Origin of the sequence: Bordetella genomosp. 2, from assembly GCF_002261345.1 — a bacterium.
In the GTDB taxonomy this organism is placed as follows: Bacteria; Pseudomonadota; Gammaproteobacteria; order Burkholderiales; family Burkholderiaceae_B; genus Bordetella_A.
The window spans coordinates 112,327-128,566 of sequence record NZ_NEVT01000006.1 but is presented as its reverse complement, the minus strand read 5'-3'; the positions used below and the strand labels follow the sequence as shown (position 1 = coordinate 128,566).

The window sequence follows — 16,240 nt, the reverse complement described above, 5'->3', positions numbered from 1 at the left end:
GCTTTTTTGAATTATGGAAAAACATGAGCATTGAATTTGTGTTCGTCCAACCGAAAGGACGTCAGTTTAAGATAACGCCCGAAATGGTAATCGGAAGAACGTTTCATGGCTCATTGATAGATAATCCGCATACCTACTTTTTTTCCAATGAAGTCTTAGGCTCGCATATATATATCAATAGCACAACTGGCAATAGCTTCCGTACGGTGCCCACGTTTTTCTTTGACGGTGAAGTGGTATTTGAAAAAAAACACTACAAAGATATAGACATCAAATCGACTAAAGGCTACTTCGACCTTTCGGAGAACGGGCGAGGATCTTTTTTTATCGGCGGATTTTTTAAAGCACATGACTCGGAGTATTTCCGTGCAACCACCGACCAATTGGGCCTGTACCCACTCTTCTACTATAAGAACGACCGTTTTAATGCAGTGACAAATAACCCCATGCTGCTTGAGAGCATCATGACAGAAATGTATGGCCATAAAATGACCAGGCATTTGAAGCACTTGGTCAACGAAATTTCTGTAAGCGCGCCACTGAACGTCGGGCCATATAAGAACCTCTATTACCTTCCATTCGATAATGAGCTAATCATCGGCCCCCAAGGCGAATTTTCATTTAAACGAAAAAAAGGGGATGATTATTTTTATTGCGCACAGGAGTCCTTTGATAACTTACTGGACGCGGCAGTAAGTGATATTTGCGATAATGTGAGCGCTATCGCTAATGCCTCCTATCCGATAAAAATTGCTGACATTACCGGCGGCATGGATAGCCGCATGGTATTTGCAGCGATATTGAAATCGAATACGAAAGACGCTTTTTACTATAATACTAATGGCTCATACCCTTCTCCGGATGCCAACGTCTCCAACTTTATTATCCAAAAATACAATCTTCGAAAAATTCGTGTTGTAGACGAATTTCGCAGGAACTTGACAAGCACGGACCTGACGGAGGAGCTACTTGCCTTCTCATACGCTTCGTCAGGATGCAAGAATAATCTTGACCGAGCGTTCACCACGCTAATACGGAATGACGCAGTTTTCCGACTTGGAGGTGGCAACTCGGAGTTTTACAAGGCGCTCTACTCCAAACAACTTGCACCCGATGCGACGCTAGACGATGCAATAAAACTCATGGTTACAAATCTCGATATCTTGCAACAACCTGTGCGAGAGGAGATAACGAGTAACTTTAACCAGATGCTTCGCGAATGGAGTATTAATCAGGGAATGACAATGCCAGCGGCACTCGATCGTTTTTATATTGAGCATCGAGGAAGGTTTCATAATGGGTTGTGCGAGCACTGGGGCAGAGTGACTGGCGGAAAAGCACATCCATTATATAGCGCTGCGACCATCCGGCTAGGGTTCTCGATTGACGATAGATCAAGAAAAGAGCACTTGATTACGTTCCGCCTGATGACCGCTTTAGATCAGGAAGTTGCCTGCCTACCGTTTGAAAACCGTGTCTGGCCAGAGGCAGCTTATCGCGGAACCAGCCTGACAAGCAGGCTTAAGGGCGTCAAATCGATTGTCAGAACCAGCCCCAACCTTGTAAAAAAAGAGCCAGAAATCCACTATTTCCACATAAAATATCCGAGAGAGGCTCCTCGGCCAGCGTCGCGAGCCGAGAAAGTCATCACTCATTCGGATTGGAAAAAGTCGCAGCTTAAGTTGGGAAGAAAATGGCATTGGAGCGAGCTTGACAAGATTCAGCAACAATTCCAACATCTGGTGGAGCACGTCAATTTAGAAAAAGACGGCTTCAATCAAGAGGCCGTAATAGAGTTGGCCTATAAGAAACCAGAGGCGTTTAAGAATATTTTCGAAGTTCTTTCCGCACACAACCTCGTACTAGGCTTGATTTTCAAAAATAAACAAGAAAAGCCAATACGAATTTACGCGCCAACCGATACTGTCCGGTTGGTTAGAGTAAAGCAAGCCGCGTAATAATGATAGACGACGTGAATAAACTTGACTTGGAAGCTTCCATCGAAGTTGATTGTCAAGTTATGGAAGGATATAGAAATGATGAAGGTCGCCATTTTTGGAAGCTGCGTTTCGCGAGACATCTTCAATAAAATGGATCGTAGCAGCTTCGATTTGTTACTTTACTCCGCACGCAGTTCGTTCGGCTCGTTGTTCGCCCCTTCCCCATTCGCCGACCATTGGAGCGCCAATCTGAAGTCTCCATTTCAACGACGCACAGTCGCCATGGACATTCTCAAACAGGCCATCCCTCGATTGCGTACCATTGAACCGGATGTCATTGTAATTGACTTAGTGGATGAGCGTTTCGACTTGGTCGCAAATAAGTTTGGCCGCTGTACCTACTCACTGGAACTGAAAGCTGCGGGCCTACGTCGAAGCCCGCAACTTACGTTCGTACCCAGTGGCGGCTCTTCTTTCATGCACCACTGGGAAGACGGTTGGTTTAAGTTCATCGAGACGCTCGATGCCCAGGGGTTAAGGGACCGAGTTTTGATCAATAAGAGCTATTGGCAATATCACACTGAAAGCGGCGTTCCGTTCGACGCTCGAATGGTTGACCAAGCTAATGAAATGTTTGACCAGATGTTTGCCGTTCAACGTAAATCTCTGTCATCAGCCCAATTCATTGAGTATGGCAACATGAGAAAATGCCCGGATAACCATATCTGGTCCCCAACACCTTTTCATTTTGACGATGAGTCCACCTTATTTTCGTTGAAGGCTGTGCAAGATTTCGTTAATAGGATGAAAACCACAAGACCTGCGTTGGCATGAAATTCAATACTAAAAGAGGCCTAGGCACTCGATCTGGGCCAACCGCTGTTCCCAAGTATGGTGACGAGCAATCATATCGGCACCGTGATGGGCCCGCTCTTGAGCCTTTGAATAGCCACTACCCTTCACCTCCTCAAGGACTGCAGCAAGCTCTTCGGGCGTATTGACGATGAAACAGTAATCAGAAAATAGTTGGTGCGCTGCTAGCGATGGTGTAGTAACTGCTACCGCCCCCACCGCCAAAATCTCCGCCAAGCGCCGAGAATACATTGTACTGGAGTTTTCGACTGTATTTACATTTAGGTTCACGCGATAGCTTCTGTATACCTGTGCGGTCTCGGGATGGGGAACGCCACGATATACTTTCAGGCCAGGCATCACTGGATACCGATAACACTGCGCCTTACGCCTATAGTTGCGGTCGTATATATGGAGCCCATAGGGGGCTACCATCTCAAAAAGCATATTCTGCCAGTAGCGACGGCGAGCATGGACATGCGTGCCATAGCTTCCCACGAAGCAGCCAAAACCTCGCTGCGTGGGCTTGCCATCCAATAGGTAGTGAAATCGAGGCTGGACCGAGAACATTAGCGTACCTACATGATTGTACGACGGCAAATCAAGTTTGTATCGCTCTAAACATCCCTCATCCACGGTGAACACATTTTCAAACAGACTGGCCGTATCAATAAAGCGAGCATAATGGACTCCGTCTTCTTTATTCCAGAATACGGATGGAATTTGCAAGGCTGCCGCAGCGTCCAAAGTTTTTTTCAGATTGCGGTTGTTTCGATTTGGAAATCCGTCATAGCTAGCTAACTGATACTTCCATGCATTCCTATAGCCATGCCACGCGGACTCGACAAAAAGCAAATCTGGCCGCCAGGTTCTTAACACTTCAACTGCGTTTTGTGGCGTCAAGTTACGGATCTGGCATTCGACGGAAAGAGAAGCCGTGGTCAACTCGTCAGCAATAAGCGCCACTTTCAATGCGCCATACCTTCCGTCAACGCGACGCACCGTGGATTTCCGAAAAAGATTTCGCAAAAATAACATCAAAGCGGCCTTTGCAGTTATACGATACACGTCGCTTGATAGGCCATGTGTACGAAACAAAAAATGACTATAGGGAGAAAGATGTGTTCTGACGTGAATTTTAATGGAAAAGAATGTGCCATGTCAGTACCGATACGTTAGAATGCGTCAGTTCTGCCCTGTTCACCCCTTCCTATGCGCCAACGATCGCCGTTTCAAATAACAAGATCTGTAGTGTTCGCACTTGTTCTGCGCGAAATGCGCAGCAGATTTGGCAGGATGCGACTGGGAGCTCTGTGGGTGGTGCTCGAGCCCATGGCGCACATGGCCGCTCTCGCGACGCTCGTCAGTCTCCGTGGGGCGACTTCTATTGGCTATGACTTCTTTGTATGGCTACTGGTGGGGATCGCTCCTTTTCTGCTATTCAAGAACATTGCGCTTAAGTTGATGAATAGCGTGGATGCGAACAAGTCCCTTTTTTCATACAAGCAAATTCAGCCGGCAGATGCGTTTGCCGCCAGAACTATAGTCGAGTTTTGTATTTCGGCGATCGTGTTCATGTTTTTGTATATAGGCCTGACATGGCACGGGCATGACACTGCGATCCACGATTCTATTTTATGGCTGACTTTTTTAGGATTGGGAATTGTATTTTCGTTTGCCTTTGGCATTCTGCTCGCATTAATTGCAGAAGCCGTCCCGGAGACGAAATTCGTATTGACGCTTTTGTTTTTGCCATTGTATTTTCTTTCGGGCATCGTATTTTCGCTCCACCGAATTCCCGAAGAATACATGAAATATATTCTGTGGAACCCGTATCTCCATATCGTCGATTTAATTCGCGAAAGCACTTTTAAACACTACCGGCCATATGACGGGGTATCCGCCATGTATGTAGTCGAGTGTACGATTGTATTTATGTTTTTGGCCTGCGCCATTTATCGCGTTCGCCGCTTTAGACTCATGGCTCTGTAGCTTCGATAATGTTCGAACTTCGCAACGTCACTAAATCATATTGGACTCCTCGCGGGCGTCGCTATGTTTTTCGGAATCTGAGCCTTGAGGTTCCGCCAAACCGAAATATCGGATTGATTGGGCGAAATGGTGCGGGCAAATCTACGTTAATGCGCTTGCTTGGAGGAGTCGATCAGCCCGACGTCGGCCGTGTCGTGACAGACCGGAGTGTTTCTTGGCCTGTGGGGCTTAGTGGCGGCTTTCAAGGAAGCATGAGCGGGCGTGACAATGTTAAATTCGTATGCCGAGTCTACGGCGCAATCCGCGAGGAAATGCGAGATAAGATTCAATATGTCCAGGATTTTGCCGATCTTGGGAAATGGTTTGACGAGCCGGTTCGCTCATATTCGTCGGGCATGAGATCGCGACTGGCCTTTGGCCTAAGCATGGCATTTGATTTTGACTATTATCTCATCGATGAAATAATGTCGGTTGGCGATGCGCACTTCAAAAGAAAGTCTCACGCAGTATTTTCAGAGAAACTCAAAAAGTCGAATGTTATCCTGGTAAGTCACTCAATGGAAGAAATCCGACGACTCTGCAATTTAGTGCTGCTAGTCAAAGATGGAGCAGTCGAAGTTTTTGAAGACGTTAATGAAGGCATTAACGCATACCAAGCTTAACCATGAGGCACTCGGTGATCAACCTCGATAAACTCAAAAAAGTCCCACTATTCATCTATATTGTAATAATACCGATGATCGTTGTGGCTTTGTACTATGCGTTCTTTGCAGTGGATAGATATGTCAGTATCTCCAAAGTCGTAGTTCGCCAACCTCAAGACGGTCAGGCTGCTAACATTCCAAGTCTAGCTCTTCTTATGGGCGGCACTAATCCTACTTCGCGCGAAGAGACGCTTTTCTTACAGGAATTCGTACAGTCCAAAGACATGATGGACTATCTGCAAAGGGAATTTAACTGGATCCAGGCTTATTCAACACAGAATACTGATCCACTGTATTTTATTTCGGAAGATGAACCCGCTGAAGACCTGCTTAAGTTCTACAACCGCATCGTAACGGTCCATTTCGATGTGCAAACTGGGTTATTGGAAATTGAGGTACAGGCTCCCACTGCTCAATTGGCGGAGAACATGATTGGAGGAATCCTCAAGGAGAGCGAGCGTTTTGTAAACGAAATTTCCCATAAAATCGCTCGTGATCAGATGAAATTTTTTGAAGTCGAATTGGGAAATGCAAAGCGCAACTATGAAGAAAAGAAGAAGGACTTGATTGCCTTCCAAAGCGTTAATAATTTGCTAGACGCCAATGCCGTCGCGCAATCTCGCTCGGAGATTATAGCCGGACTCGAGACTTTACTAACTACAGAGCGCGCCCATTTGAAGGCCCTACTCTCGGCGCTCAATTCTTCCAGCCCTCAAGTTCAGCAGCAACGCACAAAAATCCGGGCCATCGAGCAGCAACTCGATAGCGAGAAGAAACATCTTGTGTCAGCAGCTGATGGAGATCGGCTAAACGTGATTGCCTCTAGGTTTCAGAATCTCACAATTGATGCGGGCATCGCGGAAGAAAGTTATAAGCTTGCGGTGACCGCGCTAGAAAATGCCCGGATTGAAGCCTCAAAAAAGATACGCAGCCTAGTTACTGTTGTCAGTCCCAATCTTGCACAGCGGGCAATCTACCCAGACCGTCTTTACAATTTGGCCACCTTATTCGTGTTGCTGCTACTACTGTACGGTGTAGCGCGTTTCGTAATTGCCACGATCGAAGACCATCGCGACTGAACAGTAACGCCATGAACGCAGCTAATTTTTCAAAACTCGGACAACTCCGACTGAGGCCGGCGCCTCCGTACTGGCGCACCGTTTGTCGTAACGTAGCGACAGCATTACTTGTCTCATCGCTCGCAGGTTGCGGCATCTTGTCCGGAGCAGGTCCGTATCGAGCAACTATCGCTGTCGAAGAAGGACGCACCGATCCTCGCTATGAAGTTGTCGATATCACCGCGACTACGATTGGTACCTACGGACGTGCCCCTGCACCTTCGTTAACCTCTGATGTCTCCCAATTGCGGGTGAGTAATGTTTATTTAATTCCCGGTGATGTCATCGGCATCATGATTTCTGACAGCGCTCAGGAAGGCGCCCTATTCACTCCGCTTAGCGCTGGGGGCACTGTATTTCCCAAGGTGCGTGTGGATGCGTCAGGAAAGATATCGCTGCCGTACGTCGGGGATATCAAAGTTGCTGGCATGACTCTTGGTCAGGTGGAGCACGCCGTACAGAAGCGTCTAAAGGGCAAGGCAATCGACCCTCAAGTGCATGCAGAACTGGTCGGAGATCTGTCCGGTTCAGTGCTTGTAGCAGGTGCAGTCAAATCACCAGGGCGTTTCTCCGCACTCCAAGGACCACTAACATTACTTGACGCAATTAATCAAGCAGGTGGCCCATTGCTTGAGCCGCATTTGGCGAAGGTTATAGTGCGTACCGGCAGTAAGGTTTACACCTACAGCTACCAAGACTTGCTACAAGGTAGAAACCAGCCGGTCCCTCCTCGCTCTGAAATCGTTGTAGAACGAGCGCGTCAGCGCTTCGTAGCCATGGGTTCGGTGAAGCAGCCAGGCCTGCATGATCTTCCATCAGCCAATCCCAGTCTACTGGAAACACTCGGTGCAGTTGGAGGACTTGATGAGTCAAAGGCCGACCCGACCGGGGTTTTCGTGTTCCGCCTCAACGAGGAAGACCCTCAGAGCCCGCGCGCCCAAGTTTTTCGACTAAACATGCGCAACCCGGAGTCCATTTTCTTGGCGAAGGAATTCCTGGTACAGCCAGAAGACGCAATTTATGTCACAAATGCAGCAGTCTACGAGTGGCAAAAAATTATTACTCCTATTCTGCAAGCAATTCTGCTAGGCCAACGATTCTGACTTATTCATGTCGGCGAAGCGTGCGGCGGTACATTGGCTGGACTGGGGCATATGGCGCCAGTCCGAGTTGTCCGCCCGTCTCGGTGTGCCGGTGTCCATCACGGCCGGCTTGTTACCTTGCGAACAGCATACCGCCTACATTGGTTGGGGGCTGAAGCGTAGCGGGCAACGTGCCCGTACCCTTGCGAACCGCCACCGGCGCCCATGTTGGCTGCTGGAGGATGGCTTCCTTCGGTCGCTGGGCGACGGCACCAGCCCCAGCCTCTCGGTCGTGGTCGACGATGAAGGCATCTATTACGATGCCGCCCGCCCATCCCGCCTGGAACGGCTGATTGGCCGGCCTTTGGACAGTACGCAGGTCTCCCGTGCCCGGCGATTGATTCGCGCTTGGCAGCAAGGCAGGGTTTCGAAGTACAACCATACGCGGGATTTGGCACCTTCCGCGCTGCCTGTACGCTATGTACTGGTCGCAGACCAAACGGCCGCCGATGCATCAATCTCGGGAGGCTTGGCGGATGCGAAAGCGTTCTCGACAATGTTGAACGATGCACTGGCAGCCCATCCTGATTGCCACGTCGTTCTGAAGATGCATCCAGAGGCGGCCAGCGGCAGAAAGCTCGGGCATTTCGATATTGCGGCGCTGGCTGGACGATCGCGCCTTTGCATCATTGCGGAACCAGTCCATCCAGCCACGCTGATAGAACATGCTCAAGCGGTCTATACCGTGACATCGCAGGTTGGCTTCGAAGCCTTGTTGTGGAATAAACCTGTGCATGTGTACGGAATGCCCTTTTATGCTGGCTGGGGCCTCACCCATGATCGGTTGCCCGCGCCCGGCCGAAGGGGCGCAGCCACATTGGAGCAGTTGGTCCATGCATCGCTGGTGGATTACCCACGGTACTTTGATCCTGAGACGAATCGCTCCTGCGAAGTGGAGACCGTGTTGACTTGGCTAAGCCTACAGCGTCAACAACGCCAGCGTTTTGCGCCCAACATGCTTGCATACGGCTTTTCGAGATGGAAGCAAACTTTTGTTCGCGACTTCCTGGCAGGCAGCGAGATCACGTTCGTCAATACACTACCATCGCTCCCGCCGGCGGACACGCCACTGGTCACATGGGGCCACAAACACGCTTCTGAGCTGGCGGAGCGAGGCTACGGCAGCCAGGCGGCCGTCTTGCGCATCGAAGACGGGTTTATTCGCTCCGTAGGATTGGGAGCCGAACTGATACGGCCGCTATCGTGGGTAATCGACGAGACGGGAATCTATTACGACGCGCGCAGTTCCTCGGACCTCGAGCTCTTGCTGTCCCGCACCCAGTTCGACGCCGAACTGACCTCTCGCGCCGCTCGGCTACGTGCCGCGTTGGTGGCACAAGGCATCACCAAGTACAACTTGCAGCAATCGCAGCGGTGGCATCGACCGGCGCATGCTAGCAACGTCATCCTGGTACCCGGCCAAGTCGAGACCGATGCCGCAATCAAATATGGTGCCAACCGGATTCGGCGCAACATTGACCTGCTGCAAGCAGTGCGCCAGGCGCATCCCCACGCCTGGCTGGTTTATAAACCTCATCCTGATGTATTGGCCGGTCTGCGCAATCAAGGGAGCGAGGAATCCCAGGCACACCAATGGTGCGACGAGGTCATCGGAGATATCCCCTTTCATACGCTTCTGGATCAAGTGGATGAAGTGCATGTACTGAGCTCACTCGCCGGATTCGAAGCACTGCTGCGAGGTTTGCCAGTGACGACATGGGGGCAGCCCTTTTTTGCCGGCTGGGGGCTAACGCGCGACTGTGGATTGAGTAGCGAAGTCGCGGCGCGGCGGAATCGCCGCTTGACACTCGATGAGCTGGTTGCGGCAACGCTGATTCTGTATCCTACCTACGTCAGCCGCAAGACCCGCCATTTCTGCACTGTCGAGCGAGCACTCCAGGAACTCCTGGAATGGCGTGACGAGCCGCGATATCACCCATTGCGCCGCCTGATCGCCAAAGCGTTCCGCAAACCATGAAGCGCCGATTCTTATTGCTGCAGGGAGTCTGTTCGCCCTTTTTCAGCCGGCTCGGCAAGGCGCTGCTGGCCGCGCAGCATGACGTTACCAAGGTGAACTTCAACGCGGGCGATAGCTGGTATTGGAACAACGGCAATAAGCGCACATATCGATCCGGAGCCGAAGGCTTGCCAGCGCTTTATGCCGAACTGTTTGATCGGCAAGGCCACACCGATCTCGTCGTGTTCGGTGATCAGCGTCCTCTCCATCGTCCTGCCATCGAACTCGCGCGAGCCCGCGGCCTGCCCATCCATGTGTTCGAGGAAGGGTACTTCCGACCTTACTGGATCACACTCGAGCGCGATGGGGTAAATGCACATTCACAACTCCCCCGCGATCCAGCCTGGTACCGTCGTGTCGGCCCGGGTATTCCGGATTATGGAAATGGGCAGTCGTTTGCGTCGGCATTCTTGATGCGCGCGTGGCATGACGTCGTCTACCATGTTGCCGGGATCCGCAACCCACTGTGCTATCCCGGCTATCGCACCCATGCGCCTGTCTCGGCGGCCATTGAATATCCAAACTATCTACGCAGGGCACTTTGCGTTCTCCTCACCAGAAAACGCGACGAACAAGCCATCCAGGACTTGATCTATGGCCGTATTCCATTCTGGCTGCTGCCGCTGCAACTGAACAGTGATACGCAGATCCGCCTGCATTCCCCATTCGACGACATGCAACAACTGTTGCGCGAGGTGATAAGTTCGTTTGCCCGTGCCTGTCGGCCTGACGCGGTTTTGGTGATCAAGAATCATCCCCTGGACATCGGGCTGGTGGATTACCGGAAGATCATTGCAAGCCTTTGCGCAGAGTTCGACCTACCCCTCCAACGCATCGTATATCTCGAAAGCGGAGCGTTGCCGGCCCTGCTGAACCATGCTCGCGGCGTCGTCACCGTGAACAGCACGGTAGGAGGATCGGCGCTGGTTCACGCAAAACCGCTGATTGCCTTGGGCGATGCAATCTACGACATGCCGGGGCTGACGTTTCAAGGATCCCTTGACGAGTTTTGGCGATATAACAAGCGGCCAGATCCTCGACTGTTTCGCTGGTTCCGAAATACTGTCATCCATACAACCCAGGTCAATGGCGGTTTCTATAGTCGCCAGAGCATCGATATGAGCGTCGCCGGCTCGATACCCCGGCTCCTGATGCGGCAAAGCCCGGTAGAAAAGCTGCGGGAACTTGCTTGAATCAGCCAGCAGCGTAATGTGCACGCTTGGCGATTTTTACTAGGACGGCTGAACCGGGTGCCGCGCAAGATACACGGCCGCCGGCCGATCCTCTCGTTCTGACTGAATTATTGCGGTATAAATGCACGCTATGGCTGGAGACAGTGGTGGCGGCCATGGCACGACGCACAACACATTCTTTCAAATTTCGTCAAATATAACGATATCGCCAGATGACACGCCAGCAATCGGTAGCCCGCAGGTTCAATGTACTAGCCGCTAGAACCCGAATACTGAAAGCTCCGTCTCACAGCAAAGACGACGCGCCAGTCGAGGTGACCTTGCATGAGAACAGCCGCCTGCTGATCAAGCATCCGGCCGCTAACGTGCGATTGAGATATGCAGGCAAACCGAACGGCCAGGCCCATATACATCTTGACGAAGGCGCTACTGGCTGGATAGCCAGCTGGCACAGTCGGGTATCTGGCACACGAGTGCACATAGAAGTTGCCTCACATGCCTGCGTGGGTATTAGCGAGGAAGCACTGGCAAGCGCCAGCGCGCCACACAGCGAATTTTCCATCACTTTCAATGCCAATGGCACTGGTTGTCTGACTGCGGCCTGGGCAGCAACACAGTCCCCTCCCCCATTGCAGATCGCCGGCATGTCGCCTGGTGACCGACTCGGGTTGGCAATCCGCGATCTGGGCGGCGCCCTGCGAAGCTTCAACGGCACTTGTACAAGCAGCATGGCCGGCGCCCAAGGTGCTGTCATCGCACTCTCGGTCAAAGGCTTGGAAACCGCGCATCTCGATTGGAACATGCCAACCCACGGCGAGATTGAATCTCTACCATCTGGACTTTGTGCGGCTATGGACGATACCCGCGTGGATAGCGCTGCCCCGCTTTTTCCGGTCGATCATGCCCCCTTCGCCCATGCACCCGCCAGCACGTCGTCGACAGTGAAGCTGCGTGCCTGTATAGAGCCCGTGACGTGGGCCCGCCTGGCCCCGGTGGTATTCGAAGCCGATGCCCTTGCTCCTGGAATCCCCTTGCGCCGCGTTGCGTTGGCGCCGGGACAGCCTGTTCGGCACGGAGACCAGATCTTGTTGGCAAACCAGTTGGTCAACGGCCAGTCGATCAGACAAGGTACCGATAGCCACCAAATCTGCTACTTCCGCCCTCCTGAAATGGAACTGTCGGATATCCCATGGGCAGGGCTGGACTTGATTGCGGATCCTGCCACACCATGCGCGCCCCATTACGCAGTGGAGCAGTGTCGACAGCGGTTATTGCAGTACACGGCCTCTCGATTTCGCATCGGCTTGTCGCCTGACCCAGCCTTACGCCTGGAATTGGGCAGGCAGTCGGTCGGCCTGGCAGCCTACGAGCCCGGGATATGGCGCGCCACGGTGCCGGCAAGTATCTCCACCAGCCCATTATGTATCGTATCTCGCAGTGCCTGCGCGCGCGACACCACGCTTTTCCCGCTGGAAGACAGCCGGATATTGGGCGTGGCACTTGCGGATATCGTGATCCACAGTGCAGCAGGGTCACGCCACCTGGACCTCAGTCATCCCGCATGGACGGGCCTGCACGAGCCGGAATTCCGTCGCGGACGGGCACGACGATGGACCAACGGCCTGGCAAGCCTGCCCAGCGAGGTACACCAGTTGCATGGCGGGGAAACCATTGAACTGCACATTGCCGCCGTCGGCCGCTATTGGGTCGACGCTGCCCTCGATGAACTGGGACAAGCCGCATGAGAATCGACGACCTGGCCTCCGGCGCGCAAAGCTGGCCCAATGCATTCGTGTCGGCCGTTCTTGCAGGCAGCGCCGCGAATGATGGCCTGCCCGACGTGCTCATGTACTACCCCGTGGCACAAGTGAACCCATATCAGCAGTTGCTCTACTCCGAAGCCGAAGCGCATGGGCTTTCGGTACTGCCGGTGCTGAACCTAGACGATATCGGGCAGGTGGCATGGCGCGACCATGCCGTCATCCACTTGCACTGGCTATCCGGCATTTTGCAGAAAGCCACCACCCCGGACGAAGCCGACAATTGCGTCGCCCACTATAAAGAGCAGCTGGCCCTGTGGCGGAGCCGCGGCTTGCGCGTTGTGTGGACCATCCATAACATCATGCCGCACCGGATCAAGTGGCATGATGCCGAGCTTGCCTTGCGCCGGCTGACTGCGGAGGCAGCCGACCTCATTCACGTGATGAACGACGACACGGAACGCCTGGTCGCGCCCTACTTCCATCTCGACCCACGCAAAGTGGTGCGCGTGCCACATCCCAGTTATGGCGATTGGTACGCTAACGTCGTGTCGACGCATCAATCGCGCCAGGATCTTGGGCTGGAACCCGATGACTATGTATTCCTGAGTTTCGGATCCATCCAGCCCTACAAGGGCTTGGCCGAGCTGATCGACGCCTACGATACGTTTCGGTCCCGCGAACCGTCGAAACGCTGCGTCCTGCTGATTGCCGGACAGGTCGATGACGAGGCCTATTTTGCCGAATTGCGCGCCAAGGCCCGGGGCCGCCAAGATATTCACTTGCTGCCGGGCAACGTGCGCGACCAGCGAGTACAGGTCCTGTTCAATGCCTGCAATGTGGTGGTTGCTCCGTACCTGGCCACGTTGAATTCGGGCGTGGCGTTGTTGTCGGCCACCTTCCGGCGCATGGTGGTTGCCCCGGCGACGGGTGGGATGGCGGAGGTGTTCGCCGATGATCCAACTCTGCTGTATGCAGACGACCAGCCAGACGCTTTGGCTGGCGCCCTGCAGCGTGCCTTGCGTCACCGGCCGCCGCCCGGCCTGTTCGACGATATTCTCGCCCGCCACGACCCGGTATTGCTGTCAGGCAAATTCTGTACCGCCGTGCGCAAGGTATTGAGTTCATCGATGCAGGAATCCGTGGCATGCTGACCCTGGCTCCCGAAACGACGGCACAGCCGCGGCGGCCGCGCGCGCCCGAGGCGACTGCGGTATTGCAATCACTGACACTGCAGGTCGAAGACCTTGCGGTGGGCTGGGTAGTGAAGGCAAGGGTGCATGGCAAGGTATCGAAGACGGCTCCCAGGGGCGCCGTGGTGTGCTTCCAGTTTTACGATGTGCACGGCGATCCGCTGGATGCGCCTCATTCGGGGTTTACCTATTCCACGCACCTGGAACGGCGGTTTCACTATGTGCCGGTGGGAGACAGCTCGATAGCCGCCGTGACGCTACGGCCACTGCTTCCGCCACCGCAGGCGGTTCGCCTGGAATTACATCTACAACGCTGGTCAGGCATGGAACAGGCGCCCATCACGGGCGAATTGACGGCCGAACCCTACGATTACACCCTGCCCGACCTGCCCAGACTGGAAGCAACCGATGCGGAAGGCGCAGAACGCGTCGCCTGGCACTGGCTGACTGCACGCAAGACCGAGCGCCAGTACTTGCTTGAAATCCAGGCCCTGGCCTGGCGCATTGGCGCGCCGGCGCTATTGCGGGAAGCCTGTTATTTGCTCGAGCAGGCGCCTGAGGTGCGCGGGTATATGCGGCAACAATCACGCTACGCCCTGGCCGCGCTGGACGAAATGTCGGATTGGTTGCCTTTGGCCCCGAACGCCCAATGCGGACGACATGCCGGCCTGGCCCATGTTGTCGCTCATTTGGCGCCCCAGGCGTCGCCCAATGGCCGCCTGTACGATCCCATTGCGCTGGCCGCCGCACAGTATGAACAGGGATTCAAACCGTTGGTCATCGTGCCGACGGAATATACCCAGCAGGCAAGTCCGGACGGGCCATACACACACCGCGTGCAAGACGGCGTGGAGGTCATCGAGTTGGACAGCCTGACCCCGGCAGCTCATGCCCGGGTCAAGCGAACGGATCTATTGCGTTTCGATACCCTGCTCTCTTCTCACTGGATCTCGCGTAGACGGGTAGGCCTCATCCACGCACATATAGGCCGGTCCGGATACGACCTGGCTTTGCGGGCCCTCGCGCTTGGCGCACAGTACCGGCTTCCGATCGTGATGCAATGGCAGGAGCCAGCAAGCCCATGTCCTGTCACCGACGCTTCGGCGCCGCCGCCCGACTCCGAATGGTGGCGGCAGGCGTATACCCAGCAACTGCGCTGCGCCGCCCGGGCAGACGCCGTGATCGTGACAGATGCTTGGCAGGCGGCCCTGCTGCTGCAGGCCGGCATACACCGCGACCGGATATTCCTGGTTCCCCCCTGGTCTGCCCCGGCTGGCTCGACAGCGCCTGCTCGACCGGCGGATAGCCGACGCTGGATTGCCTTGCTGGATGTCAGTGACCTGTCGTCCGAGCGGATATCTGCGCTGGGCGACTCCCTGCCCGCGGCTATCGATTTGCCCGGCTTCGGATTGCAGGTGATCGGGCCCAATGCCGCGGTAGCGCAGTTGGAAGCGGCGCTAATGAATGCCGGCATGCAGGCACACCTGGCGACGGCCGACGCGCGTGGCGGCGCAGGACTGGGCGACACGACGCCGGATCTTGTCATACGCATGGTGCCGGGCCGGCATGCCGGCCGCCCGGACTGGCTATCCGACCTGGATACGCTGCGTCGACAGGGTACGCTGGTGCTCGCCGAACGCACGCCGCAAAGCGACTGCCTGCTCCAGCATGGCCAATGCGGCCTGACGTTCGACCTGCGCGAAGCCGGGTCGCTGGCGCGTGCGTTGGCGGAAATGGCGCCGGACGCCGAAACCGCGACACGCCTACGACAGCGGACGGCCGAAAGCATGGTCAGCAATGAAATGGCCCAGCTCATCGTCGAAAGCGCCTACCGATACGCGCTTTGCGCGCCATGACGCACAGTCAGATGCGGCCCTAGCGGCCGCTTCGCAACAATCCGCACCCCAAAGCCCTTCCTCGCTTGCGCGGAAGGGCTTTGTTGCATCGATTATTTCAATTTATCTCACAATAGTTCATTAAGAGGTTATTCCGCTCAGTCTTTCGACTGCTCACCCGATTCAACTTGTGAACTTATGATGCAATATCTGGGCCAACTACCACTCCATAAGAAACTAAATGTATTATATTGAGTATTAAAGTTTCTATACTTACATTTGCACAAGCAACAAATTACCTGCAAATCTCATAGATTTATCGAGTACTACATGATGTTGCAACGCACACATGTAGAGACGTAGAGAGCCTTTTAATAACAATAAAAGATAAATTGCAATTTATCTCTCTAGTTAAGTCGATACGCTTCAGCCCAGTAACTGCATCTCGATTTATGTGATGTCCAGTTACCCGACCGGACGAACCCGTCCCCAAT

Annotated in this window: 12 protein-coding genes; 11 read left to right on the top strand and 1 reads right to left on the bottom strand. The window is 53.8% G+C overall.

Going from position 1 to position 16,240, the window contains the following annotated elements; translation table 11 throughout:
• The first annotated feature begins 23 nt into the window (after positions 1–23).
• Positions 24–1,958, top strand: coding sequence for a hypothetical protein (locus tag CAL24_RS24015; protein WP_141218076.1), 1,935 nt, complete (start codon positions 24–26; stop codon positions 1,956–1,958).
• Between the two features lie 78 nt (positions 1,959–2,036).
• Positions 2,037–2,774: a DUF6270 domain-containing protein gene (locus CAL24_RS24010; protein ID WP_141218075.1), complete on the top strand. Its 738-nt coding sequence runs from the start codon at positions 2,037–2,039 to the stop codon at positions 2,772–2,774.
• 9 nt (positions 2,775–2,783) lie between these two features.
• Here CAL24_RS24010 and CAL24_RS10825 read toward each other — a convergent pair whose 3' ends face one another.
• Positions 2,784–3,794 (bottom strand): CgeB family protein, encoded by a 1,011-nt coding sequence (locus CAL24_RS10825; protein WP_170947069.1) that lies wholly within the window; start codon positions 3,792–3,794, stop codon positions 2,784–2,786.
• A 249-nt stretch (positions 3,795–4,043) separates the two neighbouring features.
• Here CAL24_RS10825 and CAL24_RS10820 point away from each other — a divergent pair, with 249 nt between their 5' ends.
• From CAL24_RS10820 to CAL24_RS10780, 9 genes are all read left to right on the top strand, one after another.
• A complete protein-coding gene (locus CAL24_RS10820) occupies positions 4,044–4,784 on the top strand; it encodes an ABC transporter permease (protein WP_170947068.1) in 741 nt (246 codons plus the stop codon).
• Positions 4,785–4,792: 8 nt separating this feature from the next.
• Complete coding sequence (locus CAL24_RS10815) at positions 4,793–5,446, top strand: ABC transporter ATP-binding protein (RefSeq protein WP_094806695.1); 654 nt, start codon at positions 4,793–4,795, stop codon at positions 5,444–5,446.
• A gap of 14 nt (positions 5,447–5,460) precedes the next feature.
• Positions 5,461–6,567: an ABC transporter permease gene (locus CAL24_RS10810; RefSeq protein ID WP_094807244.1), complete on the top strand. Its 1,107-nt coding sequence runs from the start codon at positions 5,461–5,463 to the stop codon at positions 6,565–6,567.
• Positions 6,568–6,578: 11 nt separating this feature from the next.
• On the top strand, positions 6,579–7,709 hold the full coding sequence (locus tag CAL24_RS10805) for a polysaccharide biosynthesis/export family protein (protein WP_094806694.1): 1,131 nt from the start codon (positions 6,579–6,581) through the stop codon (positions 7,707–7,709).
• Between the two features lie 7 nt (positions 7,710–7,716).
• Entirely contained in the window at positions 7,717–9,726 is a 2,010-nt protein-coding gene (locus CAL24_RS10800) for a capsular polysaccharide biosynthesis protein (protein WP_094806693.1), read from the top strand.
• Positions 9,723–10,958 carry a capsule biosynthesis protein gene (locus CAL24_RS10795; RefSeq protein ID WP_094806692.1) on the top strand — a complete coding sequence of 412 codons (1,236 nt, stop codon included), beginning with the start codon at positions 9,723–9,725 and terminating at the stop codon, positions 10,956–10,958. The genes CAL24_RS10800 and CAL24_RS10795 overlap by 4 nt, the downstream gene beginning before the upstream one ends.
• A gap of 320 nt (positions 10,959–11,278) precedes the next feature.
• The gene (locus tag CAL24_RS24005; protein ID WP_141218074.1) at positions 11,279–12,703 is read left to right on the top strand and encodes a hypothetical protein; all 1,425 of its coding nucleotides are present in this window, start codon (positions 11,279–11,281) and stop codon (positions 12,701–12,703) included.
• The gene (locus CAL24_RS10785) at positions 12,700–13,872 is read left to right on the top strand and encodes a glycosyltransferase family 4 protein (protein WP_028356209.1); all 1,173 of its coding nucleotides are present in this window, start codon (positions 12,700–12,702) and stop codon (positions 13,870–13,872) included. The genes CAL24_RS24005 and CAL24_RS10785 overlap by 4 nt, the downstream gene beginning before the upstream one ends.
• Positions 13,866–15,767, top strand: a complete 1,902-nt coding sequence (locus CAL24_RS10780; protein ID WP_094806691.1) for a glycosyltransferase — start codon at positions 13,866–13,868, stop codon at positions 15,765–15,767. The genes CAL24_RS10785 and CAL24_RS10780 overlap by 7 nt, the downstream gene beginning before the upstream one ends.
• The last annotated feature ends 473 nt before the right edge of the window (positions 15,768–16,240 follow it).

Bases quoted from the DNA above. Each gene is read 5' to 3' on its own strand.
- CAL24_RS24010 (WP_141218075.1), top strand. From the start codon at position 2,037: ATGATGAAGGTCGCCATTTTTGGAAGCTGCGTTTCGCGAGACATCTTC.
- CAL24_RS10815 (WP_094806695.1), top strand. From the start codon at position 4,793: ATGTTCGAACTTCGCAACGTCACTAAATCATATTGGACTCCTCGCGGG.
- CAL24_RS10785 (WP_028356209.1), top strand. From the start codon at position 12,700: ATGAGAATCGACGACCTGGCCTCCGGCGCGCAAAGCTGGCCCAATGCA.
- CAL24_RS10780 (WP_094806691.1), top strand. From the start codon at position 13,866: ATGCTGACCCTGGCTCCCGAAACGACGGCACAGCCGCGGCGGCCGCGC.
- CAL24_RS10800 (WP_094806693.1), top strand. From the start codon at position 7,717: ATGTCGGCGAAGCGTGCGGCGGTACATTGGCTGGACTGGGGCATATGG.
- CAL24_RS10795 (WP_094806692.1), top strand. From the start codon at position 9,723: ATGAAGCGCCGATTCTTATTGCTGCAGGGAGTCTGTTCGCCCTTTTTC.
- CAL24_RS10805 (WP_094806694.1), top strand. From the start codon at position 6,579: ATGAACGCAGCTAATTTTTCAAAACTCGGACAACTCCGACTGAGGCCG.
- CAL24_RS24015 (WP_141218076.1), top strand. From the start codon at position 24: ATGAGCATTGAATTTGTGTTCGTCCAACCGAAAGGACGTCAGTTTAAG.